The 24,677-nt window shown below is 62.3% G+C and carries 17 protein-coding genes and 1 pseudogene; 9 read left to right on the forward strand and 9 right to left on the reverse strand.

What is annotated here, in order from left to right; translation table 11 throughout:
• Nucleotides 1-28: 28 nt before the first annotated feature.
• A pseudogene (locus tag IB265_RS37830) lies at nucleotides 29-1,908 on the reverse strand (dipeptide ABC transporter ATP-binding protein).
• Between the two features lie 265 nt (nucleotides 1,909-2,173).
• Nucleotides 2,174-3,127: a LysR family transcriptional regulator gene (locus tag IB265_RS26400; protein WP_058327240.1), complete on the reverse strand. Its 954-nt coding sequence runs from the start codon at nucleotides 3,125-3,127 to the stop codon at nucleotides 2,174-2,176.
• Nucleotides 3,128-3,251: 124 nt separating this feature from the next.
• Between IB265_RS26400 and IB265_RS26405 the strand changes: the two genes are divergently transcribed.
• From IB265_RS26405 to IB265_RS26430, 6 genes are all read left to right on the forward strand, one after another.
• On the forward strand, nucleotides 3,252-5,180 hold the full coding sequence (locus IB265_RS26405; protein ID WP_113511251.1) for an ABC transporter substrate-binding protein: 1,929 nt from the start codon (nucleotides 3,252-3,254) through the stop codon (nucleotides 5,178-5,180).
• Nucleotides 5,181-5,257: 77 nt separating this feature from the next.
• Nucleotides 5,258-6,295, forward strand: coding sequence for an ABC transporter permease (locus IB265_RS26410; RefSeq protein ID WP_245296089.1), 1,038 nt, complete (start codon nucleotides 5,258-5,260; stop codon nucleotides 6,293-6,295).
• Entirely contained in the window at nucleotides 6,292-7,164 is an 873-nt protein-coding gene (locus IB265_RS26415; protein WP_113133033.1) for an ABC transporter permease, read from the forward strand. Before IB265_RS26410 ends, IB265_RS26415 begins: the two co-directional genes overlap by 4 nt.
• Before the next feature lie 54 nt (nucleotides 7,165-7,218).
• The gene (locus IB265_RS26420; RefSeq protein ID WP_113133034.1) at nucleotides 7,219-8,895 is read left to right on the forward strand and encodes a serine hydrolase; all 1,677 of its coding nucleotides are present in this window, start codon (nucleotides 7,219-7,221) and stop codon (nucleotides 8,893-8,895) included.
• Entirely contained in the window at nucleotides 8,892-9,998 is a 1,107-nt protein-coding gene (locus IB265_RS26425; RefSeq protein WP_309140471.1) for a pyridoxal phosphate-dependent aminotransferase family protein, read from the forward strand. Before IB265_RS26420 ends, IB265_RS26425 begins: the two co-directional genes overlap by 4 nt.
• Before the next feature lie 325 nt (nucleotides 9,999-10,323).
• Nucleotides 10,324-11,028, forward strand: a complete 705-nt coding sequence (locus tag IB265_RS26430) for a gamma-glutamyl-gamma-aminobutyrate hydrolase family protein (protein ID WP_113133036.1) — start codon at nucleotides 10,324-10,326, stop codon at nucleotides 11,026-11,028.
• 48 nt (nucleotides 11,029-11,076) lie between these two features.
• On the opposite strand, the gene IB265_RS26435 is transcribed toward IB265_RS26430, so the two are convergent.
• Nucleotides 11,077-12,384 (reverse strand): MFS transporter, encoded by a 1,308-nt coding sequence (locus IB265_RS26435; RefSeq protein WP_113133037.1) that lies wholly within the window; start codon nucleotides 12,382-12,384, stop codon nucleotides 11,077-11,079.
• A 513-nt stretch (nucleotides 12,385-12,897) separates the two neighbouring features.
• Here IB265_RS26435 and IB265_RS26440 point away from each other — a divergent pair.
• Both IB265_RS26440 and IB265_RS26445 read left to right on the forward strand, forming a co-directional pair.
• A complete protein-coding gene (locus IB265_RS26440) occupies nucleotides 12,898-13,755 on the forward strand; it encodes a LysR family transcriptional regulator (RefSeq protein ID WP_058321912.1) in 858 nt (285 codons plus the stop codon).
• A 165-nt stretch (nucleotides 13,756-13,920) separates the two neighbouring features.
• Nucleotides 13,921-15,318: an amidohydrolase family protein gene (locus IB265_RS26445; RefSeq protein ID WP_192495314.1), complete on the forward strand. Its 1,398-nt coding sequence runs from the start codon at nucleotides 13,921-13,923 to the stop codon at nucleotides 15,316-15,318.
• 163 nt (nucleotides 15,319-15,481) lie between these two features.
• On the opposite strand, the gene IB265_RS26450 is transcribed toward IB265_RS26445, so the two are convergent.
• From IB265_RS26450 to IB265_RS26475, 6 genes are all read right to left on the reverse strand, one after another.
• Entirely contained in the window at nucleotides 15,482-16,186 is a 705-nt protein-coding gene (locus tag IB265_RS26450; RefSeq protein ID WP_057249807.1) for a GntR family transcriptional regulator, read from the reverse strand.
• A 225-nt stretch (nucleotides 16,187-16,411) separates the two neighbouring features.
• Nucleotides 16,412-17,608, reverse strand: coding sequence for a cyanate transporter (locus IB265_RS26455; RefSeq protein WP_192495315.1), 1,197 nt, complete (start codon nucleotides 17,606-17,608; stop codon nucleotides 16,412-16,414).
• A gap of 210 nt (nucleotides 17,609-17,818) precedes the next feature.
• Nucleotides 17,819-19,531, reverse strand: a complete 1,713-nt coding sequence (locus IB265_RS26460) for an ABC transporter ATP-binding protein (RefSeq protein WP_192495316.1) — start codon at nucleotides 19,529-19,531, stop codon at nucleotides 17,819-17,821.
• Between the two features lies 1 nt (nucleotide 19,532).
• On the reverse strand, nucleotides 19,533-20,429 hold the full coding sequence (locus IB265_RS26465) for an ABC transporter permease (RefSeq protein ID WP_192495317.1): 897 nt from the start codon (nucleotides 20,427-20,429) through the stop codon (nucleotides 19,533-19,535).
• The gene (locus tag IB265_RS26470) at nucleotides 20,429-21,394 is read right to left on the reverse strand and encodes an ABC transporter permease (RefSeq protein WP_057249798.1); all 966 of its coding nucleotides are present in this window, start codon (nucleotides 21,392-21,394) and stop codon (nucleotides 20,429-20,431) included. Before IB265_RS26470 ends, IB265_RS26465 begins: the two co-directional genes overlap by 1 nt.
• Before the next feature lie 162 nt (nucleotides 21,395-21,556).
• Complete coding sequence (locus IB265_RS26475) at nucleotides 21,557-23,131, reverse strand: ABC transporter substrate-binding protein (protein WP_113133041.1); 1,575 nt, start codon at nucleotides 23,129-23,131, stop codon at nucleotides 21,557-21,559.
• Nucleotides 23,132-23,296: 165 nt separating this feature from the next.
• On the opposite strand from IB265_RS26475, the gene IB265_RS26480 reads away from it, so the two are divergent.
• Nucleotides 23,297-24,673 carry an amidohydrolase family protein gene (locus tag IB265_RS26480; RefSeq protein ID WP_192495471.1) on the forward strand — a complete coding sequence of 459 codons (1,377 nt, stop codon included), beginning with the start codon at nucleotides 23,297-23,299 and terminating at the stop codon, nucleotides 24,671-24,673.
• The last annotated feature ends 4 nt before the right edge of the window (nucleotides 24,674-24,677 follow it).

Here is a 24,677-nt window from a genome sequence, read left to right on the forward strand (position 1 = left end):
TGATCTGGACGGGAAATTGCGGCCGTTGTCAGCCGGTTACGACCTGCCGCACGTAATGGCTCGATGAGATCTGCCGCATCGGCAGTTCGTGCGGCACGAAGTCCGGCCCACGCACCGCACTCGGGATTTCGTCGGACATCGGCTGGCGTCCTTCCGGGCGGCGTGTCGGGTCAGCGATCGGAACGGTCGATAGCAGCTTGCGGGTATAGGGGTGCTGCGGGTTGCCGAATACCGAGCGGCGATCGCCGATCTCGACGATCTCGCCGAGATACATGACGGCGACGCGGTGGGCGATGCGTTCGACCACGGCCATATCGTGGCTGATGAAGAGGAGCGCGATCTGCATTTCGCGCTGCAGGTCCATCAAGAGATTGATGACCTGCGCCTGGATCGTCACGTCGAGCGAGGCAACCGCCTCGTCGGCGACGATGAGACGCGGGTTGAGCGCGAGCGCGCGGGCGATACAGATGCGCTGGCGCTGGCCGCCGGAAAACGCATGCGGATAGCGCTCGAGGTGCTCGGGCGAAAGCTCGACCTTAGCCAGAAGCTCGGCGGCACGGGCGCGCATGACCTCCGTCGAGCCCAGCTTGTGAACCCGCATCGGATCCATCAGCGACTCCTCGATCGTCATGCGCGGGTTGAGCGAGGAGAAAGGATCCTGGAAGACCATCTGGGCATCGCGGCGAAATCTCGCGAGGACGGGGCGCGGCGCGCCGATCAGCTCGGTTCCATCGAAGCGGATAGAGCCCGACCGTGGTCGATCGAGCTGCATGATCGAGCGGGCAACCGTCGACTTGCCGCAACCGGATTCACCGACCAGCGCCAGGGTTTCGCCCGGAAAGATATCGAAGGTGACGTTCTCCACCGCATGCACCCGGCCGGAGACGTGGCCGAACAGCCCCGCCTTCAGGTCGAAGCGCGTGACCAGGTTGCGCACCGAGACGAGAGGGCGCCGGGCGTCCGTCATTTGCGCAGACGCGTTCATTCTGTCGCCTCCGCGAGTTGCTGCTCCGGTTCAAACACCAGCAGCGGGAATTTTTCCGGCGCATCCTTGTCGGCCATGCTGCCGAGGCGTGGCACGGCGGAAATCAGGGCGCGTGTATAAGCATGCTTCGGTTTGGCGAAAATGTCGTAAACTGAGCCGGTTTCGACGATTTCGCCCTTGAGCATGACGCAGACGCGGTCGGCGACTTCGGCGACGACGCCCATGTCGTGGGTGATGAACAGCACTGACATACCGATTTCGCGCTGCAGGGCACGAACGAGATCGAGGATCTGCGCCTGAATGGTCACGTCGAGCGCGGTCGTCGGCTCGTCGAGGATCATCAGCGATGGGCGGCAGGCAAGGGCAATCGCGATCATGACGCGCTGGCGCATGCCGCCGGAAAGCTGGTGCGGATATTGGTCGAGCCGGCGGTCCGCATCGGGCACGCGGACGAGCTTGAGGGTGTTGAGCGCGACCTGGCGCGCTTCTTCCGGCGTCTTGCCCTGGTGATAGATCACCGCCTCGGCGATCTGGTCGCCGACGGTAAAGACCGGGTTTAGGCTCGACATCGGATCCTGGAACACGATCGAGATGTCCGCGCCGCGAAGAGCTTCGACGCGCTTTTCCGACAGCGTCGCGAGATCGGCGACCGTGCCGTCCTTCAAGCGCATCAGCACCCGCCCGCCGGTGATGGTCGCACCGTCATATTCGGTCAGCCGCATGATCGTCATCGCCGTGACCGATTTTCCGGACCCGGATTCGCCGACCAGCGCGACGGTCTCGCCGCGCGCTATGCGAAAGGAGACACCGCGTACCGCGCGCAGCTCGGCGCGAGTGTGGGCGGCGAAACAGACTTCAAGGTCTTCCACAGAAAGGATGACATCCTCGGGCAGTTCAGGTGTTGCGGATTTGGACAGGGACATCAGCACATGGACCCGATTGCGAGGGGACGTTGCGTCCTCAGGTCTCGCAACGAGGTTGCATCCTGTCAATATGGTTGAATGGCAGGTCGTCCCGGTGAGGCGGACCGCCACGGCCTGTGCGCTGCACCACGACCTTCCGCCTAGGCCACAAAACCGAGTGAAATCAATGTGTCACGAATGTGGCAGGCGAAACTATGCGTTTCGTGCATTGAGCCGCCTGTCTTCGCATAGGCGGCGATCCGCTGCATTCGGGCACCACGACGCTCTAGGCGGCGTCGATATCGACATCGAAACCACTTTTGTACTGCGGCAGCGCCGCGCACTGCTTGAGATGCTGCCACAACCCATCGCTGTCAGGACTGCCGGGACCGGCGCGTCTGAAGATCCGGATTTCCATTTCGAGTGACATCTGTGGGCCGCCGATCTGGGCAAGGCGGCCCTGCCGCATCGCTTCCGCCACGCAGATCTGCGGCAGCCAGGCGACACCGCGGCCGGCGACGGCCATGTGCTTCAGACCGTCGGCGAGGCCAGACTGGTAGACAGTGCTGAGATTGAGCGGGCGACGCCAGCGCGACTGGATCAAGGTCGCCAGCTTGCCGATGTAGCCGTCGCTCCAGGAATAGGCGAGGTAGGGGATTTCCGTGGTTTCGGACACGTCGATGTCGAACAGCGGGCGGCCGTTTTCGTCGGTTCCCGAAACCAGGATGAGGCGGTCCTTGCCGATCTGCAGGGATTCGAACGGGCCGCCTTCCAATACCGGCGGGCCATCGGGATGCACATAGGTGATGGCAAAATCGCACTGGCCCGAGCAAAGGTGATCGATGCTTTCAAGGAAGTCGGCAGCATGCATGCTGGTGCGAAGGGGCAAACGCGAGATCAGCGGCGAGCCGATCCATTTCGGGAAGAAGTACATCGCCAGCGTATGCAGCGAAGTAAACGTCAGCATGGCCGAGCTCTCGCCGGCGACATTGCGGCAATCGGTGCGTAGCCGGTAGGCCTCGCGCACGAGGCGTTGGCAGCCCGGCAGGAACATCGTGCCGGCCCGCGTCAATTGCACGGGATAGGTGCTGCGGTTGATCAGGTCCGCGCCGATCCAGTTCTCAAGCGATTTGATGCGGCGACTAAAGGCGGGTTGCGAAATATTGCGTGCAGTCGCCGCCGTCGAGAAATTCCTGGTCGCGGCAATTTCCAGAAAATCTTCAAGCCATTGCAGTTCCATGCTGGCCCTCATGCGTGTTTTGCATAGTCTATCCTAATTACACATTGGACAGACGTGCAAGGGCTCTTCTAGCCTCCCCCATAACGAGAAGAAAAACTTCCGCCTCCACCAAATGGGAACAACGATGAAACGCACCTTAGCCCTGGCCCTCTGCCTGGGGCTCGGCATCGCGGCTGCGCCCGCTATGGCCGAGACCAAAAACCCCGGCACTTTCGTCTTCATGTGGACCGACGACATACAGTCGTTCGACCCAGCCTATATTGCCAACACGCCGAGCTCCTACGGCTCGCTCAATATCTACAGCCGCCTGTTGAACTTCAACGGCTCGAAGATTTCCGAGTTCGTGCCGTCGCTCTCGACGGAGGTGCCGTCGCTGGAGAACGGCCTCATCAAGCAAGGCACTGACGGCTCCGTCAGCTACACCTTTCCGATCCGCAAGGGCGTTTTCACCCACAAGGTCGGGATCAAGGGCGCCGACGGCAAAGTCACCTGGGAATATTACGACAAGCTGACGGACGCGCAAAAGGCGACGATCGAGCCGGGTTACGGCCAGATTACGCCAGAGGACGTGCGCTATTCGCTGCTGCGCGCCATCCTTCAGGGGCAGTCGTGGATGTCGAACGCGATCACCGAGGTGATCACCGCTGGCAAATACACCGACATCGCCAAGTGGGTAGAGACCGAAGGTGAGGTCAAATCCATCAACGACGCCAGCCCCGAGGTTTTACGCAAGGTCTATGATCAACTCGCGTCGCAGATCGTCGTCGATGGCGACAACGTCACGCTCAAGCTGCCAAAGTCGTTTCCGGCAACGCTTGGCGTGATCGCGCTGCCTTTCGGCACCTCGGTTCTCGACAAGGAATGGGTCGCTTCCGTCGGCGGCTGGGATGGCTCTGGCGACACCTGGAAGGCTCATTACCGTCCGGAACTCGGCGCCAATCCGCTGTTCGCCGAAGAAAACGGCACCGGCCCCTTCATGCTCGAGGAATGGGATCGCACCGACCGGCGCATCACCCTGAAGCGCTTCGACAATTATTTCATGGGGCCGGCCAAGCTCGAGCGCGTGGTCATGCGCACGGTGCCGGAATGGACGACGCGGCGTCTGCAACTGCTGTCCGGCGACGCCGATTTCGTCACGGCCCCCGTCGAGTTCATCGACGAGCTCAGCAAGACCGAGGGCGTCAAAGTCATCGACGGCCTGCAGAAAGTGTTCTCGCGCGGCATCTTCTTCGCCTGGCCACTCGATGACAACGACAACCCGGCTATCGGCAGTGGCAAACTGGACGGTGCCGGCATCCCGCCGGACTTCTTCGCAGACATCGACGTGCGCAAGGGCTTCAACTACGCCCAGAACTACGATGCGCTGCTGAACCAGGTGCTGCTCGGCAAGACGGTGCAGTCGCGCGGGCCGACAGTGCGCGGCATCATGGGCTATCGCCCGGACTCGCCTGTTTACAGCTACGATCCCGCCAAGGCCGAGGAACACTTTAAGAAGGCGTTCGGCGGCAAGCTCTGGGATACCGGCTTTACCTTCACGGCCTATGTGACCGAAGGCTACCCGCAGCTGACCGCAGCGCTCTCGGCCTTGCAGCAGGGCCTTTCGCGCATCAATCCGAAGTTCAAGATGCAGATCCAGGCGCTGCCATGGGCATCCGTTTCGGACAAGCTCAACAACCGCGAAAAGCCGGCAGCACCCTTGACCGTAATGGGCTGGGGTCCGGACTATTCCGATCCGGGCGGTCCGCTCGGCGCTGCCAGCTACTATCTCTCGCCCACGGGCCTCGTCGGCGGCATGGTCGGCCAAGGTTACCGCGACCTGATGGCCGAGAAATTCAAGCCGCTGCTCGACGAAGCCTGGGCCTCGGTCGATCCCGCCGTGCGCGAGCCGATCTACGCCAAGCTGCAGGAAATGTCGTACGATTACGCCACCACCCAGTTCCTCTGGGAGGACTTCGGCTACGTCGTCACCCGCAGCAATATCGATGGCTATGTCGACAACATGATCCTCTACGGCGCCTGGGACTTCTACCCGGTCACCAAGGCCAACGACTGATTGGCGAGTGCGCGTCGGGCGGTAAACCGCCCGACGCGCACCTGTTTCATTCTCCCTGAAATCGGAACGTATGAACCGTGCTGAACTATGCACTCAGACGACTGATGATGCTGCCGATCGTCCTCTTCGCACTGTCGTTGATGATCTTCGCGCTGCAGATGTCGCTTTCGCCGACCCAGAGACTGGCGGCCTATGCGCCGTCGCCCGATTATCTCAAGGGTGGTCAGGAGAGCATCCGCAGGATGATCGAGCAGTATGGGCTCAATGATCCCACCTACATCCAGTATGGCCGCTGGATCGGCGGTGTGCTCAGCGGCAATCTCGGCTGGTCGGAAACCGCCCGTCAGCCGGTGTCGACGGCGCTGATGTCGCTGTTTCCGGCAACACTGGAACTGGTGGTGCTCGCCTTCGTTCCCTGCCTGCTGCTCGCCGTCTTCCTCGGTTCGCGCGCCGGCATCTATCTCAACCGCTGGCCGGACCACGTCATCCGCATCTTCACGATTCTCGGCTGGTCTTTCCCGGTTTACGTCTTCGGCCTGTTGATGCTGTTGATCTTCTATTCGGCGCTTGACTGGTTCCCACCCGGCCGGCTCAGCCAATGGGCCCAGACCGTGGTCAGCTCCAGCGACTTCGTCCGCTACACCGGCGCCAACACCGTCGACGCATTGCTGAACGGCAATCTGGCGATCTTCGCCGATGCGCTTCGCCACCTCGCAGCACCCGTCATCACGCTGACCTATGTCAACGTCGCCAGCATGACGCGGGTGATGCGCACCTCGATGCTGGAAACGCTGCGACAGGATTATGTGCGCACCGCCCGTGCCAAGGGTCTGCCGCGCCGCGTCGTCGAATTGCATCACGCCAGGCGCAACGCACTTCTGCCGCTTGCGACCATCGCCGGCATGGAACTGGCCGTAATGATGGGTGGCGTCGTCATCACCGAGACCATCTTCGATTATGCCGGACTCGGCCAGTTCGCCGCCAAGACCGCCGCCAATCTCGATTTTCCTGCCGTTCTCGGCTTCGGCCTCTATTTTGCGGTTGTCCTGGTGCTGATGAACCTGATCGTCGACCTCATCTATCCGTTGCTCGATCCGAGGGTGAAGACGCAATGAAGTTTCTTCGTTACCTCGCACGAAATCCGGTGTCCCTGTTCGGCGTCGTGATCCTCACCGCCTTCGTGCTGATCGCCGTTTTCGCGCCGGTCCTGGCGCCGCCGCAAAGCTTCCAGCTTTCCCCCTACGACACGCCGCGCGCCGGCTTCCTGGCAACGCCGCAGCCACCGTCGCCGGAGGCCGTTTTCGGCACCACGCAGGGCCAGTACGACATCTTCTACGGTGTAGTTTGGGGCACGCGCACGGCATTCAAGATCGGGCTCGGGGTCGTCGCGATCTCGGTGCTGATCGGCACGGTCGTCGGTGCAGTCGCCGCCTATTACGGCGCGGTCGTCGAGGAAGTGCTGATGCGCATCGTCGACGTGTTCATGGCCGTGCCCTTCCTGATTGCTGCCATGGTGCTGACGGCGCTGCTCGGCAAGGGCATCGTGCCGATCACCATTGCGCTGACGACGTTCGGCTGGATGAGTTATGCCCGCATCGTGCGAAGCGAGATCCTGAGGATCCGCGAGATGGACTATATCCATGCCGCCCGCAGTTACGGCGCCAGCGATCTCAGGCTGATCGTGCTGCATATCCTGCCCAACGCCATGTTCCCGGTGCTGGTTCTGGCGACGATGGCGACCGGCTCTATGGTGCTGTCGGCCTCGGCGCTCAGCTTCCTCGGTGTCGGTACCGAAGAAGGCTACGCCGACTGGGGGCAGTTCATCGCCTATTCGCGCAACTGGATCGTCGGCCAGCCCGGCAACCCCTTCCAGTTCTGGTACACGCTGGCCTTCCCCGGCGCTGCCGTCTTCCTTTTCGTGCTGTCGTGGAACCTGGTCGGCGATGCGCTGCGCGACATGCTCGACCCCCGTCACGCCCATTGAGACCCAATGCCTTTAAGGTCCCCCAATCCCTTTAAGATCAAAGGAGCATTTTCCATGTCCTCTCTGTCTGCTGCTGCCATCGAGCTTTTCGAGGATCTGATCCGATACGAGGTCGAGGACAAGGCGATCCCGTCGATCTCCTACGCCCTCGTTGATCGAGATGGCGTGCTCGCCGAGGGCCATGTCCAGCGCCATGACCGCCATTTCGACATGGGCAAGGACACCTGCTTCCGCATCGGCTCGATCACCAAGACCTTCACCTCGCTGGCAATCATGCAGTTGGTTGAAAAGGGCCTGGTCGATATCGATATCGACGTCTCGACCTATCTGCCGGGGTTCAAGCCGATAAATCCGTTCGCCGGCGCTGAAGGCGGGCCACACGGTTCGGTCATCAGCCTGCGCAAGCTGATGACCCATACGGCCGGTCTCGTGCGCGAGCCGAAGAGCGGCCACTATCTCGACGCCACCCGGCCGCCGCTCGAAGATACCGTTAACGAGCTCGCGAGCTCGATCCTGAAGCAAGATCCGAGCCTTGGGGTGATGCACTATTCCAACGCCGGCATCGCGGTCGTCGGCCGGGTGATCGAGACGGTGACCGGCCAGAGCTATTCCGACTATGTCGCCGCCAATATCCTGAAGCCGCTCGGCATGGACAACTCCTCCTGCGGCATGGCGCCCGGCATTCGCGAGCGGCTCGCGCCTGCCGACATGTGGACGCTCGACGGCGACACTCCGGCCCCGGTCTTCAGCCTCGGCGGATCTCCGGCCGGCAACATCTTCTCCACCACCGGTGACATGGCGCGTTACGCGCAGTGCCTGCTGCGTGGCGGCTTCGACGCAGAGGGCAATTCCATCATCTCGCCAGCCTCGCTGCGCGAGATGTGGACGCCGTTCGGCAAGCGTCCGGCCGGCCACGACAGGACGCTCAACGGCTATGGCCTGTGCTTTGGTTCCGGCGACGTCGATGGCTGGACCTCCGTCGGCCACGGTGGTGCCGTCTACGGCTACGCCTCACAGATGATGCTTCTGCCTGCCGCCGGCGTCGGGGTGCTGATCTTCGCTACCCTTGATTTCGCCAACCAGATCGCCTCGCGGCTTGGGGTGGACGGCGTGCGCATCGTCCTTGCAGAGCGCAAGATGGGCAAGATGCCGGAGCGCGTGCAGCGTCCTCCGGAGATCTCCGAAGCGCAGTTCAAGACCCTGCCAGGCTATTATCGCGACGACGCCACGCAGGAGATCGTCGAGGTCAAATCCAAGGACGGCAAGATCTATCTGATGGGCGAGGGCGTGCCGCACCAGATCCGCCCGATCGCCGGCAACGATTTCGTCATCGACGGCCGTATCTACGGCCGCGGCGCGGACTACGCCCACATGAACCTCTCCTTCCCCGAAGCCGGCAAGCTCATCTGGAAGGATGCGAGTTGGACACGCATCGAGGCACCTGATGATGAGACCGTTCCCGACGGGATCGCGCCGCATCTCGGCGAATACGGACCGGATTTCAACATCACCTACCTGACCTACAGCCATGGCGGGCTGAAGTGCCTGATTGAATATTTCTGCACCCACACTTGCGAGCCGGTCGAGGAAGGCCGCTTCCGCATGCATGGACGGCTTTACGAAGACGAGATCCTCGAGCTCGACGCCGTCGACGACAACGGCAAGCGCGGCATCCGCGTCGGGCCGATGTTCCTGGAGCGGCGCAGCCCATCCCAGGCGGAAGCGGCGTGACCCGGACCATGGCCGCTCCGATCAAGATGGAGTCACCCTTGGGTGCCCGCATGTTCATCGGCGGGCGCGAGGTCGACTACTATTGCGGCACGTCCTACTTCTGCCTGCACGGCCACCCGGAGGTGATAGAGGCGGCCTGCGATGCGACCAGACAGTACGGCATGGGGCCTGGAACGCTCGCCCATATGCAGGTCTATGCCGACCTGCAGGAGCGGCTGCGTGACTGGTTCGGCACGGAAGAGGTCGTCTACATGATCTCCGGCTACACCAGCCCGATGGTGCTGCTGCAGGGCTTGCGCGACGATTTCGACGTGATCCTGATGGATTCGGCGACGCACTACAGCACCCGCGACGCAATCCCGACGCTCGGCAAGCGGATCCATGAATTTCGCCATGCCGACCCGGACGATCTGGCCGCGCAATTGTCGCAGCATGTGAAACCGGGCGAGCGGCCGGCGGTGCTGACGGATGGCGTTTTTCCGTCCTCGGGCAAGTTGGCGCCGCTTGCAGATTTCCGGCAAGCGATGGCCTCCTATGATGGCGCATTGCTCTGCATCGACGATTCCCACGGCGTTGGCGTCCTTGGCGAGACCGGCCGCGGATCGCTGCAACATGCGGGGCTCGAAGGCGAGGGCAACTATCTTGCCGGTACGATGAGCAAGGCATTCGGTGCGCTTGGCGGCATCGTCCCTGGGGATGCGGGTCTTGCCGCGAAGATCGCGGGCAATGCCATGATCATGCGTGGTGCCTCGCCGGCGCCTCCGGGTCTTGCGGCCGCCGCCGCCGCATCGTTGCGGGTTCTGCAAACGACGCCGGAAAAGCGTGCCAATCTCATCCGCAACGTCAAGCATATGCGCAGCGGGCTGCGGGCACTGGGTTTCGAAGTCGTTGACACGCCAGTGCCGATCGTCACCATCAAGGGCGTCACCGACCTCGAGCAATTGCGCGATCGTCTTGCGGAGCGCGACATCATCGTCAGGGTGCAGCAGCCCGGCGGCTATTCCGATGCGTCAGACGTCTCGACCATGCGGCTTGCGGTGTTTTCCGAGCACACGCCTCACCAGATCGACCGGCTCCTACAGTCGATGGCCGAGCTTCTTTAAACCTGAGAGGCAGCGCCGCGGCCGATGATGGGTTCGGCGAGAGCTCGGCCGTCTACCGACCGGGCGTCGACGGAGCGCGGACGTCTGTACGTGAGGGGTGAATACATAAGTAATTGAAATATTAGGCGGGGCGCTATCCGCATGAGTTCTCCGGCGGCCAGCGCCAGCGCATCGGCATCGCCCGCGCGCTGATCCTCGAGCCTAGCCGGTGGAGCGGCCAGGGGATCTTGTTCGAAAATAGACGTGGTGTCGATATGAAAACGACTGCCCGCGCGATCCGGACGGGATAAATAGACGTAGAATTTCTGGAAACTGGGATGAACCAATGGACCGCATGCCGAAGATCGCCGTGATCATGGATGAGAACACCAGTTCAGGTGGCGGACGCTATGATACCTCGAAGAATTACTTCTCTGCGATCCGCCGCGCCGGCGCTTTTGCCTTCGGCATCCCGTACATTCCTGATCTGGTTGACCAGGTCGTCGAGGAGTTTGACGGGTTCCTGAGCGTCGGTGGCCGTATCAACTTTCCGAAAGACTGGTACGTCGATGGAGACCAATCCCAGTATCCGCCATCTGATCGTCTTGCCGTCGATATGGCGTTGATGGAAGGGTTCCTCGCGCGCGAAAAACCTGTGCTTGGCATCTGCAATGGCATGCAAATGCTTGGGTGTCTCAACGGCTGCCGGATGGTCTCGGATGTCCATTCGTCGTGGCCGGAAGCCCTCAATCATGACCAGGCAAATGTGTCGCATGACGTTCGCGTCGTCGCCGGCACCAGAATGGCTGAAATCTTCGGCGCCGACACATTCGCTGTGAACACGTTTCATCGAGAGGCGATTGTGGAGGTATCCGGCGCCGTGACCGTCACGGCCCGAGCATCCGATGGAGTCGTCGAAGCGATCGAGATCGGCTCGCAGTCTTTTGCCATGGGGCTGCAATGGCACCCGGAATTGCTGGACGCCGAAAGCCATCCGGGCGCTCGCGTATTTGACGCGTTTGTGGAAGCTGCAAGCCGCTCATCCCGTTAAGAGGGCAAAACGACACTGCATCGGGAGGGTAGGCTTCTATTGGCGCGCTCAGTTATTGTGGCCGCTGTAGCGTAGCAGTTCCGGAACACGCAGAGCCAAGATCGCAAGTGAAATGGCCAACAGCGTCCCGCTGATCAGCGCCACATTGGCAATGCCGATGATTTCTGCCGCCGAGCCGAGCAGCAGGCTCGAAACCGGCATCACGCCGATGGTCAATTCCTGGATGCCCATCACGCGTCCCTGCACGTGCGGTTCGGTCATCATGAGCATGAGCGTGGTCTGCAGGATGCCGAACGGTGACGCCGACAGTCCGATGAGCCCCATGAGAACAAACGATAGGGGCACCGAGGACGACAAGGCGAAGGTCGCCCATAGGGCTCCCCAGATCGCCGTGCCAATCAGGAAAAGGCCGCCCTTGTAGCGGAAGTCTCCGAGACTGGCGATGACAAGAGCCCCGGCCAGGCTGCCGGTACCGGCGCATGTTAGTAACAGGCCGAGCCCCTGAGGCGTCAGGCCCAGATGTTCCTTGGCGATTACCGGCATGAAGCCCTGGTAGATCGGCCACAACAGAATATTGGCCAGGAACGTGACGGCCAGGACAGACCGGAGGAGGACGTTCCCGGAGATGGTGCGAAAGCCTGCCGCGACAAGGCTCGCGAAGCTTTCTTCTCGATCTGGTTGCCGGCTGCTCTTCAGGTTCCTCATCGGCCAGAGCGCAACGAACGAAATGAGATACCAGCAGGCGGAGATGGCGAGCGCCGATGCAGCGCCGAATGCTAGGATCATCGTTCCTCCGAGCGCCGGCCCGATCATCTGCGTCAAGCTCAGGACAAGCGAGTTCAGAGCATTCGCGTTGCTGAGCTTCTCGCGATCGACGAGATCGGCGACCAGCGCGAAACGTGCCGGCTGGGATGGGGATTGCGCCAGGCCAATGCAGAAGCCCCCAAAGACCAGGCCCCAGAAGGATATTTTGTCCAGTGCTACGAGAAGCGCAATCACGCTGAGGACGGCAAAGGCCCAGCCGGACGCAGCCAAAAGCAGCCGGGGCCGGTCGAAGCGGTCCGAGATCACGCCCGCGAGGGGACCAAGCATCATCGGTCCCAGCCTTGCCGCTGTGAAGAGGGCGACGGAAAACTCCGAGCGGGTGGTCTCAAACACCAGCCAGCCGAGCACGAGCGTCTGCGTCCAGAGGCCCCCGAAAAAGAAAAGGTTGGATATCCAGAGCCTTCGATACCCTGGATAAAGGAGAAGAGATGACGCGATCCTGGCCAGGAAACCGACGCGAAGCGCGCATGTGGAGGCGCGCTCGCCTGGGATCGTGTCGGAACGGGCTGCGCTGTCCAGTTCTTGCGTCATCACATTGCACCTTTCCAGGCGGCTGTTCGCCCTCGGGCTAGCCGCCTTTCGAGAGGCAGCTGCTCGTTGCGGCGTCTGGGGTGCCAATGCGATGTTCGCCGCTGCCGCATTGGGCAATTCGCGACCGGAGCGCGCGACATGGCCTCGCCTATAGGGATGTATTCGGCTGTTCGGAAATTAAGAAAACCGATGGAAACCATTGCGTTAGCGAATGGACCGGGGTGCGAGATGCAGGAACCGATTTTCCGTTCCAAACGCGACGATCCTTCATGAACTCGTCGGGCGCATACCTGGCGCGCTCCAGGGCTTCTAGGGTAGGTTCGGATGGAGGCTGGCCATCGTTCCGCAGCGAAGCCTGTACTTTTCCCTTTGCATGCAGATTGTATACAAGATAATAAATGCAACGCATTCAATCTTGGTTTGACGCGTGATCTGGACCGCCTGGTGATCGCATGGTGCGGCGATCCGCCGTCATCCTCGCCGCAATCGGCTCCAGCACATTTTGGGGGACGAATGAACCGCTATCCCATGTTCAATCCCCAGCTGTTGCTGAGCTTTGTGGCCATTTGCGAAAGCAACAGCTTCACCCGCGCAGCCGAGCGGGTGAACCTTTCCCAATCGACAGTCAGCCAGCAAATTCGCCGACTGGAGGAAATGCTCGGGAAGGCGCTTTTCGAACGCTCGTCACATCAGGTGCAACTGACGGAGGAAGGGGTCAAGTTGCTGAGCTATGCGCGTCGCATCATCGCGCTGAACGAAGAGGCGCATGACGCCTTGGCGGGCCCATGGCGCGACGGCGTGCTGCGCTTGGGAATGCCCGAGGATTTCATGGTGCCGACGGCCGATCTGCTGGCGGCTTTCAATAGCCAGCATCCGCACCTGCGGCTGGACGTGACGAGCGGTCTCAGCGCCGATCTGCAACTCGCCTATCGGGACGGGGAGCTCGACCTTATTCTCGTCAAGCAGCGCCGCAAACAACAGCCGCGCGCGGCAAGGCCGGAACCGTTGCTGTGGCTGGACAGCCTCGTGCGCCCGGCGATCGAACAGGTGCCGGTGCCTTTGGCTGTGTTCCCGCTGAACGGCCTCTACCGCGACGAATTATGTCAGGCGCTCGATACTCTCGGCATCCGCTGGCGTATCAGCTACAGCAGCGCCAGTCTCGCAGCGCTTGCCGCCGCCTCGGCTGCCGGGCTTGGTGTCAGTCTCTTGCCTGCGAGCTGCCGTCTGCCTTCCCACCGCGTGCTGGGCGCTGCCGAGCGTCTGCCATCCGTCGATGACTTTGAACTGGCGCTGTTTTACCGCGACGATGCTAGCCCCGCAGCACTGGCGCTGGCGGAACGCCTCATCGAGTACTGTGACCTGCGGAGGTAGCGACAGAGGGGAGGCGTCCACCCCTTTGTTATTCACGATCGCTGCGTGGTCGCCCGCTTGCATTGGCAAATCGAATAGCCAGCATTGGTAAATGTCGCTGCCATGCGGTGGCGCCGTTCGGTAGATTGGCGGCCCTAACCCAATCCATGATGAGGCAACGCAACAATGTTGGAACAGATGCCACGGCAAAGCCGCAGAACCTTTCTCAGCCGGACCGGGGCGCTGACCACGGCGTGCGCTGTCGCCGGGTTGTCTGGCGGAGCGGTTCGCGAGGCATCGGCCAGCGCGGGTGAGAGCGCTGGCGAGACGAACACCAAGACGCTCGCGGATCGCCACTACATCCTGACCGGCGTGCGATTGGAGGAGGGGTTCGAGTATGACGGCGATGTCGTCGTCGCCACACGGACTGCGCTCTACGCGTTGGAGATCAAGGACGGCGCGATCGTCGCCTTGCACGCGGAAAATGCGAACCTGCCCGAAGGTGTGCTGCGCTATCAGGCGCACGGCCAACTGTTGCTGCCGTCGATGCGCGATATGCACATCCATCTCGATAAGACGTTTTATGGTGGCCCATGGCAGGCGCCGCGCCCGCGTCAGGGCAAAACCATCATGGATATGATCGCGCTCGAGGAGAAGCTGCTTCCTCAGTTGCTGCCGACCTCGCGCGAGCGCGCCGAGGGCCTGATCGCGCTGCTGCAGTCCAAGGGAAGCACGGTCGCACGCAGCCATTGCAACATCGACCCGGTCAGCGGTCTCAAAAGCCTGGAGCACCTGCAGCAGGCGTTGGAAAACCATCGTGATGATTTCGTGTGCGAAATCGTCGCCTTCCCCCAGCACGGCCTGCTTCACTCCAAGGTCGATGGCCTGATGCGTGAAGCCATGCAGATGGGCGTTCAGTATGTCGGCGGCCTGGATCCGACGAATGTCGACGGCGCCATGGAAAAGTCACTCGACGCCATGTTCCAGATCGCGCTGGATACCGGCAAGGGTGTGGACATTCATCTGCATGAAACGAGCCCCGCCGGCGTGGCGGCGGTCAACTACATGATCGATACGGTGGAGAAGAATCCCGCTCTGCGCGGCAAAGTCACGATCAGCCACGCCTTCGCACTGACGACACTTGCTCCGGAGGTGCTGGAGGAGACGGCGTCGCGCCTGGCGGAACAGAAGATCTCGATTGCCTCGACGGTGCCGATCGGTGGACTGATGATGCCCTTGCCGCAGCTCGCCCAGAAGGGGGTCTTCGTCATGACCGGAACCGACAGCGTCATCGACCACTGGTCGCCATTCGGCAGCGGAGACATGCTGGAAAAGGCATATCTCTACGCGCAGCTTTATCGTGGTTCGGACGAATTCCGTCTGTCCCGGTCCATGTCTATCGCCACCGGTGGCATTCTGCCCCTCGACGACAAGGGCAAACGCGCTTGGCCAAATGCCGGCGATGAGGCCTCGTTCACGCTCGTCGGAGCGAGCTGCTCGGCAGAGGCGGTGGCCCGGATGCCCGCCAGGACTGCGACCTTCCACAAGGGGCGTCTCGTGTCGGGTGGGGTCGGCGAAGCCTGATAGAGCTTGAACTGCACCGACGTTCGTCATCACGAGCCGGCAGTCTGCCTCGTGCCGAACGTCGAAGTGTTACAAGGTTGGTAGCGCGGGTGTCCAAGAAATGGCTCCCGCCCCGACTGTCGCACTAGGCTCCCGGTTACCTTCCGGGAGTGCCGCGTTACGCCTAGGCAAGGCCTTCCGCGACAGCGTAGGCGGACAGCACTTCCTTGATGTTTCTGTCTCCGTCGGTCGGAAGCAAAGCCCGGGTCGTCACCGAATCGAGGTGATGCGCCATGAGGGCTGCCGCCTCGTCGGTTTTGCCGGCAATCAATTTGTCCAGAAGCTCCTGGTGCTCCGATACGGCGCATTCCGAAGAATGCGGTCGGCCATAGAGTGCAAGGATCAGGGAACTGCGGGCGACCAGTTCGTTCACGTAGCGGATGAGGCTGGCGTTGTTCGTCATCTGTGCAAGGAGTGTATGGAATTCGCCCGCCAGACGGATCGACGGAGCACGCTCCTTCTTTGCCGCTTCCTCGGCAGCGATATGAGACGAGAGAATGCCGATTTGCTCGCTCGTCAACTTTCCCGAAAGCGTCTCGACCACCAGCCGTTCCAGCGCCATTCGGGTCAGGAACAGATTGCGCCCTTCCTCAAGGGTCGGCCGCGCGACCACGGCGCCCCTGTTCGGCCGCAACTCCACTAGCCCTTCCTCGCTGAGGCGAACCAGCGCCTCGCGCACCAGGGTCCGGCTGACACCCAACCTTTCGCCGATTGAATCTTCCGGCAGCTTCGATCCTGGAGACAGCGCCTGATCAAGGATTGCGCGTTTCAGGACGCGATGAACGGCCTGAGCGCGGCCGCCGCCGCCTTCGCTCTCTTTCTTTGCCATACTGGTCACTCCAAGCCGTAGCAATTGTCTCCTCGAATTGCATACAAAACGGCGAGATGTCTAGTGATTTGGCATCGACCCGAGGCAACAGCGGTGGCCGCAGAACGAAAAGGCCTGTCGCCAGGTGATGCCTCTTATGTTCTGGCCGAGTTCGCTAGCAAGATGCTGATCAGCCCGCACGAGGCGGGCCAAGGGTCGAAACCCTTCGAGAGAGCAATATTTCGCTCAGATCGGTGACTGCATGGCTTGTGCGTAGCGTGACGGGTTGAAGCGCGTATAGAGGAAGAAAACGCCGACGACGCCGACGAGATGCAACGTCCATCCAGGGGCGAAGCTGCCGCTGATGTCGTGCAGAAATGCCGTGGCGAAGGGGCCGAGTGACGCGATCAGGAAGCCGCCGCCCTGCATCAATGCTACCAGCACGCCGGCTTCTTCCGGCCGCGGCAGATGATCGAGGGCGGTGACGATCGCCAGCGAGAAGCTGCTGCCGAGGCCGGCACCGCACAGGCCGACCCAGATCGCGGGCGCCGCCTGGGGCAGGAACGAAAGACCGGCAAAACCGATCGCCTGCATCGCCAGCGTCAGGCGCAGGAACGCACGGCGATCGATGCTGCGGCGGGCCAAGACCGGCAGGGCGAGGGCGGCAGCCGCCTGACAGATCGCCATCAGCGCTACGAGATTGCCGCTGGCTCCGCTGCTCCAGCCGAGAGACTGGTAATAGGAGGCGAGCCAGGCGACGGCCGAAGAGTAGCCGGCGTTGACCAGGCCGAAGGCGAGAATGAGCGTCCAGGTCCGGGGCCGGCGGAGCAGCCGGCCGGTGAGCGCCTTGTCCGGGCGATCGCTGCGCGAATCCGACAGGATCAGCCACGCGGCACCGAGAGCAACAAGCGCCGGTGCCGCAAGCCAGGCAAGAGCCGGACGCCAGCCGTAACCGGCGCTGACGAGGAATGGCGTCAGCCGCGCGCCCAAAGCCCCGCCGCCCATCAGGACGGCGGAATAGAGGCCGGTGACCACGGGTATGCTGCGCGGAAACTCCGCCTTGATGATCCCCGGGAAAGCCGCCTGGATAAAGGCGACGCCGGCGCCGCAAAGGGCGGCCGTCATCACCAACGCTATGCCGCCCGGTGCGACGAGCCGAAGCAGGGAACCGGCCGCCAGCACAACGAGAGCGATGAGAATGCCGCGCCGCGTGCCGATCAAGGCCTGCAGCGACGGGGATACGAAGGCACCGACCCCCATGAGCATCATCGGCAACAATGTCAGCAGGGCCAGGCTGCCATATCCCATGCCGGTATCGGCGACGATCTCGGACAGCACGGGCCCCGGAGCGGTGAGAAATGGCCGCAGATTGACGGCGACCAGCACGACGAGAATGAGCAGCATCCATTGGCGGCCCGTCGTGGGCTGGGTTGATTTGGGCATGATCGGGTATTTCCTTTACGTCTTCTTCTTGTTTGTGGCCCGAAGAGGCACTTGTGCGGTGGCGCGTCAGTCATTCGCGATGGGAGGCCCCCCAAGGTCACCAGCGCAAGCCGGGACAGTGGCGGGCCAAAAAGGATGTCGGCGACAGGTCCCCAATGGCGTTGGGGTTTGGCCGGCGCGGAAAGGCGGCAAAGGCCTTGCGATCCACGCTTACGCCGAAGCCAGTTCCCGCCCCATGATGCGCTCGACCGAGGGGGCAAGGCGGAGAAGCTCGCGGGTATATTCGTGTTTGGGCGCGGTGAAGAGGATTTCGGTATCGGCAAGCTCGACGATCTCTCCAGCCTTCATCACGGCGACGCGGTCGCACATCTGGCGGATCACCGCGAGGTCGTGGCTGATGAACAGCATGGAGAGCCCGGCGAGATCACGCAGATCTTTCAGGAGGTTGAGAAGCTGTGCCTGCACCGAGACGTCCAGCGCTGAGGTCGGCTCGTCGCAAATGAGCAGCGACGGGCGCGGACCCAGAGCGCGGGCAATGGCGATGCGCTGGCGCTGGCCGCCGGAGAAGGCGTGCGCGAAGCGTGCGCCGGCATCGGCGGGAAGGCCGACCGCTTCGAGCAATGTCTTTGCGTCCCGCCTGGCTTCATCCGCATTCGAGGCCAGTTTGTAGAACAGGATCGGTTCCGCAATGGCGGCGTTGATCCGCAGGCGCGGATTGAGCGCAGAATAGGGATCCTGGAACACCATCTGCAGGGACTGGCGGATCGATTTTTCACGTCGGCCGCCAAGCGCCGTGCCCTCGAAATCGATGGAGCCTGCGCTCTGGGTGACAAGACCAGCGATGGTGTTGGCAACGGTGGTCTTGCCGCAGCCGGATTCGCCGACGAGGCCGAAAATCTCGCCGCGCCGGACATCGAAGGACACGCCCTTGACGGCCTTGAAGACCGATGTCTTGCGAAGCAATCCGCGGCCGCCGTATTCCACGGCAAGGTCGCGCACCGAGAGCACCACCTCGTCGCGACTGCCGGTCTCGCTCTTCGCACTCTTGCGGCGCACCGTGGCGCGCGCGTCAAGCGTTACCTTCGTTTCTTCGCTCGGCACGGGCAGACGCTCGAGCCGCGTATCGATGGGCGGCACGGCCGCGATCAGTGTGCGGGCATAGGGCGCCTTGGGTGCCGTCAACACCTCGCGCGTCGGGCCGCTTTCCACGACCGCACCGTTCTGCATGATGGTGACGCGGTCGGCAATCTCGGCGACGACGCCCATATTGTGGGTGACGAGCAGCACGCCGACGCCCCGCTGGTCGGCAAGATCCCGGATGAGCTTGAGGATCTGCGCCTGCACCGAGACGTCGAGTGCTGTCGTCGGCTCGTCGGCCACGATAAGCTGCGGATTGCAGGCGAGTGCTGTGGCGATGACCACCCGCTGGCGCTGTCCGCCGGAAAGCTGGTGCGGATAGCTGCCGAGCCGACGCTCGGGCTCCGGGATGCCGACGGCCTTCATCAACTCCAGTGCGCGGGCCTTCGCCTCCCTTGAGGAGAGCTTCAGATGCGTGAGCATGCCTTCGCACAGCTGGCTTTCCACCGTGAAGAGCGGGTTGAGGCTCGTCATCGGATCCTGGAAGATCGCGCCGACGTCGCGCCCGGGCACGATGCCTTCGGTGCGGCCGGTGCGCAGGTTGATCTCCTTGCCGGCAATGACGATCGAACCGGCGGCGATCTTGCCGGGGGCCTGCAAGAGACCCATCAGCGCATTGCCGACGGTGGTCTTGCCGGCGCCGGATTCGCCGACGAGAGCGTGGATTTCTCCGGGCCGGATCGTGAGATCGATGTCCTTGACGGCGACAAGCGTGTCGCCGTTGGCCAGCGGATACTCGACACGGAGATTGCGGATATCGAGGACGGGGCGCGTTGTTTCGGTCATCTCATCGAGCCATCAGTTTCGGGTTGAAGTGGTCGCGCAGATAGTCGCCAATCACGTTGACGGCCAGCACGAGGATGACCAGCACTGTCGCCGGCATCACTGCGATCCACCAGAGACCGGAGAACAGGAACTGGTTGCCGATGCGGATCAGTGTGCCGAGCGAAGGATAGGTCGGCGGCATGCCTGCGCCGAGGAAGGAGAGTGTTGCCTCCGTCAGGATCGCGCCGGCGAGGTTGATCGTGGCGATGACCATCACCGAGCTCATGATGTTCGGCAGGATGTGTCGGCCCATGATGCGGGTGGATGGCAGGCCGATGACCTTGGCGGCGCGCACATAGTCTCGCGCGATCTCCACCATGGTCGAGGCGCGTACGGTTCGCGCGTATTGCACCCATTCGTTGATGGCGATGGAGAAGATCAGCACCAGCGGCGCCCAGGCGAGCATCATCTCGGCGCTGAGCTGGGCGCGGGCAATGCCGCTGATGAGCAGTGCGACGAGGATGGTCGGGAAGCTGACAAAGATATCGGCGATCCGCATCACGATGCTATCGACCACGCCGCCGAAGAAGCCGGCGACGAGGCCGAGCACGACGCCGAGCACGGCCGCAAAGACCACTGCGCCGAGGCCGATGACGACGGAGATCCTCAAGCCGAACAGGATGACCGAGACAAGGTCGCGGCCCTGGTTGTCGGTGCCGAGCAGGAAGCGGGAATCGCCGCCCTCCATGAAGGCTGGCGGAATTTCCATGTCCATCAGCGAATAGGAGGCGACGTCGCGCGGGTCCATCGGTGCGATCAGCGGCGCGAAGATGACGAGGACCAGCATGACGACGAGCACCAGGCTGGCGATGACAACGGAAACCGGCGGAAGTCGGCGCATCAGGGATTGCGTAGCCATTATCGTGTCCTCAGGCGCGGATCGATGAAGGTGTAGAGAATGTCGACGATCATGTTGATCATGACGAACAGGAAGCCCACGAAGAGAAGGTAGGCGGCCAGCACCGGCACGTCGGGATAGCCGACGGCGTTCGTGAACAGCAGGCCCATGCCCGGCCATTGGAACACCGTCTCGGTGACGATCGCGAATGCGATGAGTTGCCCGATCTGCAGGCCCGTGACGGTGACGACCGGCATCAATGCGTTGCGCAGCGCGAGCCGTCCATAGATGTAGGTCCGCGGCAGGCCGCGTGCGAAGGCGAAGCGGATGTAGTCCGACGACAAGACGTCGATCATTTCCGAGCGCACCAGCCGCATGATCAGCGTGAGCTGGAACAATGCCAGCGTGATCGAGGGCAGGATCAGCGACTTCAGGCCCGAGAGCGAGAGAAAGCCGGTCTGCCAGAATCCGATATCGACGAGATCTCCGCGTCCGGAGGATGGCAACCATCGCAGGTTCACTGCGAAAACCAGGATCAGCAGCAGGCCTGTGACGAAGGTGGGCATGGAAATGCCGACAAGCGTCGCTGACTGGGTCAGCCGAGAGAAAAAGGCGTGCGGCTTCAGCGCGCAGAGCACCCCGAGCGGAATGCCGAGCGACAGTGCCAGCACGGTGGCAACGATCACCAGTTCCAGCGTGGCGGGAAGGCGGCTGAGCAACAGGGTCGTCACGGGCTGCTGGTAGCGATAGCTCGTGCCGAGGTCGCCGGTCAGAACCTGACCCACAAATTTGACGAATTGAGCCAAGACCGGCTTGTCGAGACCGAGCGCGACGCGCACTGCGTCCTTTTCCGCCTGGGTTGCACCCTCGCGAACCATTGAGGCGACTGGATCGCCGACGAAACGGAACATGACGAAGGCGATGGCCGTCACCGCGACCATCACGAGGATGGCCTGAAGCAGCCTGACTGAAAGAAGTCTGATCATCGGATAGTCCTTACGGGGAGCGATCTTGCCCTAAGGGCGGCCGCCGGGCTTATGCGCTCCCGCATCCTCCGTGCCGTCGCCGGTTCTGGAGGGGTTGACCCGGTTTGCGGTCCAGTCCCGGCTTGCTTTCGCTTGCCGGGACTGGCCTTGGGAGAGTCCCGATTACTTCTTGATCTGCGCGAACCACGGACGGACATATTCGTCCGGGAACTGCGGCATGTCGACCTTGCTGCTCATCGCCCATGCGACCGGCTGCTGATGCAGCGGCAGGTAGAGGACCTGGTCATGGGTGATGCGGAACGCCTGCTTCAGATCCTCGACGCGCTTGGTTTCGTCGAGTTCCGTCGACGCAGCATAGGCGAGCTTGTCGATCTCGGGATTGGAGAGCCCATCGGCGTTGCTGCCGCCGAAGGTGCCGTCATTGGTGGCGAGCAGCGCTTGCAGCGGGCTGAAACCGTCCATCGGCGGCAACGAAGCCCAGCCGAGAAGATAGACATCGAACTCGCCCTTGTCGGTCCGTGGGAAATAGGTCGTCTTGCTCTCGACGCTCACATTGGCCTGGACGCCGATCTGCGCCCACATGGAGGCAACGGCAAGGCAGATCTGTTCGTCAGCGATATAGCGGTCGTTCGGGCAGGCGAGGCCGGTCTTGAAGCCGTCCGGATAGCCGGCTTCCGCCAGCAGCGCCTTGGCCTTGGCGACGTCGTAAGGCAGCGGTACATCGATGTCCTCGTCGTAGCCGGTCACTGCCGGTGCGACGAGCATGCCGGCCGTGCGGGACTTGCCGCGCATCAGGCGCTTCTGGATCGTGTTGGTGTCGATCGCGTGCCACAGTGCCTGGCGCACGCGCACATCGCGCAGCGGATTGGGTTGGCCTGGAGTTGCATGCAGTTCCGGCCGGTAGCTGAAGACGAAGAATATGGTACGCAGCGACGGGTTTTCGACGACCTTCAGACCGTCGGTGGCCGCAATGCGGTCGACGTCCTGCAGCGGAACCGGCGCAATCATGTCGACCTCACCTGACAGCAAGGCCGCGACGCGGGTCGCGTCGGAGGCAATCGGACGGAATTCTACCTCGTCCAGATTATGCTGCGGCTTGTCCCACCACTCCTTGTTCACTTCGAAGACCGAGCGCGAGTCCGGCTCGTAGGCCTTCAGCTTGAACGCGCCCGTGCCGTTGGCATGGTTGCTGGCATAGGTGACGACGCCGGTCGAAGCATTGCCCGGCTTCAGTGCGTCGTGCTCCTCCATCCAGGGCTTGCTCATGATGTAGATGGCGGCAAGATCGTTGAGGAGCAGCGGGTAAGGTGCGCGCAGGATGAGGTCGACGGTATACTCGTCCACCTTCTCGACACCGACAACGGTGGAGAGGTTTTCGCGGTTGCGCGCGCCGGGATCGATCTGGCGCTGGATCGTTGCCACCACGTCGTCGGCGTTGAAGGGCTGGCCCTCATGAAACTTCACGCCTTGGCGTAGCTTGAAGCGCCAGCGCGTCGGCTCGACGACTTCCCAGGACGTGGCAAGCGCCGGCTCCAGCTTCAGATCCTTGTTGCGGCGCACCAGAGGATCGAAAACCATGTGGTGAACGCTCTGGGTGAAACTGTCGACCTGAGCGTTCGGGTCGTAGGAAATGACATCGCCGGATGAGGCCCACCGCAGCGTTTCGGCAAATGCGGGCGCAGACAGCGGCGCCAGAAGGGCGAGTCCCGTCAGAAGGGTCTTTATAGAGGTTTTCACTGGTTTCTCCCGTTTAACGTATACATATTGTCTTTGCTATTGGATACGAATGTTCCCAAAAATAGTGTACATCTGATGCAAACAATATCAAGATGGCGAAAGTCGATTTGGCAGCGCTTTGTCAAAAAAGATCGCCAAACCCGGCAGCCGGAGAGGGAAACGTCCATGACGAACGCACTACTGATTGAAAATGCCACGATCATCACGATGGATCCGGGACGGCGGGTTCTCGATCGCGGCCATATCCTGGTTGAGAATGGACGCATCGCCGCCATCGGTGACGGAAGCCTTGTCGGAAAAACGCATGCGGAGCGTATCGACGCGGCCGGCATGGTCGCGATGCCCGGATTGATCGACACGCACGCCCATGCCGGACATATGCTGACCAAGGGGCTGGGCAGTGAAGCCGAGGATTGGATGTCCGTGACCGGCCGTATCTACGCAACCGCGACAGATGCTGAATTCTGGGCGGCGGAGGCGGCGCTGTCGGCCGCCGAGAGGATCAAATGCGGTACGACGACCGCGGCGCTGCTGTTTGGCGGCGGCCCGGATATCATGCGCAGCGAGGCGCCGGAGGCGGCCGAAGCGCACCTCGCCTCGGTTGCCGCCATGGGCGTGCGGGAGGTTCTGGCAGTGGGGCCGAACCGTCCAGGACAGGATCATGTGTATCGCCAGTATACGCCGACGGCCCACAGCGACATCGTCGTCGACCCGGACCGGCAAATCGACGTGGCCACGGAGTTGGTCGATGCTTGGGCGGGACGTGACGAGCGGCTACAGGTCGTCTTTTCCCTGCCGGTATTCGATGAGCAGGAACTGCGCGATGAAACGGTATACAGAATTGCATGCAAGGTCCGAGATCGTGCGCGGGAAAGAGAATGCCTCCTGGTACAGGATGGACACCGCGACGGGTCCATCGCCGCCAATGACGTGCGCCTCGGCCTGTTTGACGAGCGATCGCTGCTTGCCCATTGCATAGACCTGACCGAGGGCGACCGCGCAGTCCTGAAACGAACCGGTGCCAAGGTCGCACACAATCCCAGTGCATTGATGTCGGTTTACGGTCGCTGCCCGGCGCCGGAACTGATGGCGGACGGCGTCACGGTTTCCCTCGGCACCGATGCCGCGGCACCCGATAGGCCTTTCGACATGTTTCGCAATCTGTTCCAGGCGCACCGTTACCACGCGCGCCATTTCGCGGACGATGCCGTGTTGCCGCCGCTGCAGCTGCTTGAGATGGCGACGATCGAGGGCGCGCGCGCGCTGATGATGGAGCATGAACTCGGTTCGCTCGAGGCCGGCAAGCGCGCCGATATCCTCCTCGTAAACATGCGTCAGCCCCATCTCTGGCCGCCGCACGATCCGGTGCAACGCCTTGCGCGCTTCGCCAACGGGGCCGACGTGGATACGACCATCGTCGGTGGACGGGTGCTGATGCGCGGGAGGCGCCTTGTTGGTCAGGACGAAGACGCGATCCTGGATCGCGCCTTGCGCGCCTTTGATCTCGCGATGGCTCGTGCCGGACTAAGCGAGCGTCGTTAAGCAT

Source organism: Ensifer sp. ENS10 (assembly GCF_014852025.1).
Classification (GTDB): domain Bacteria; phylum Pseudomonadota; class Alphaproteobacteria; order Rhizobiales; family Rhizobiaceae; genus Ensifer.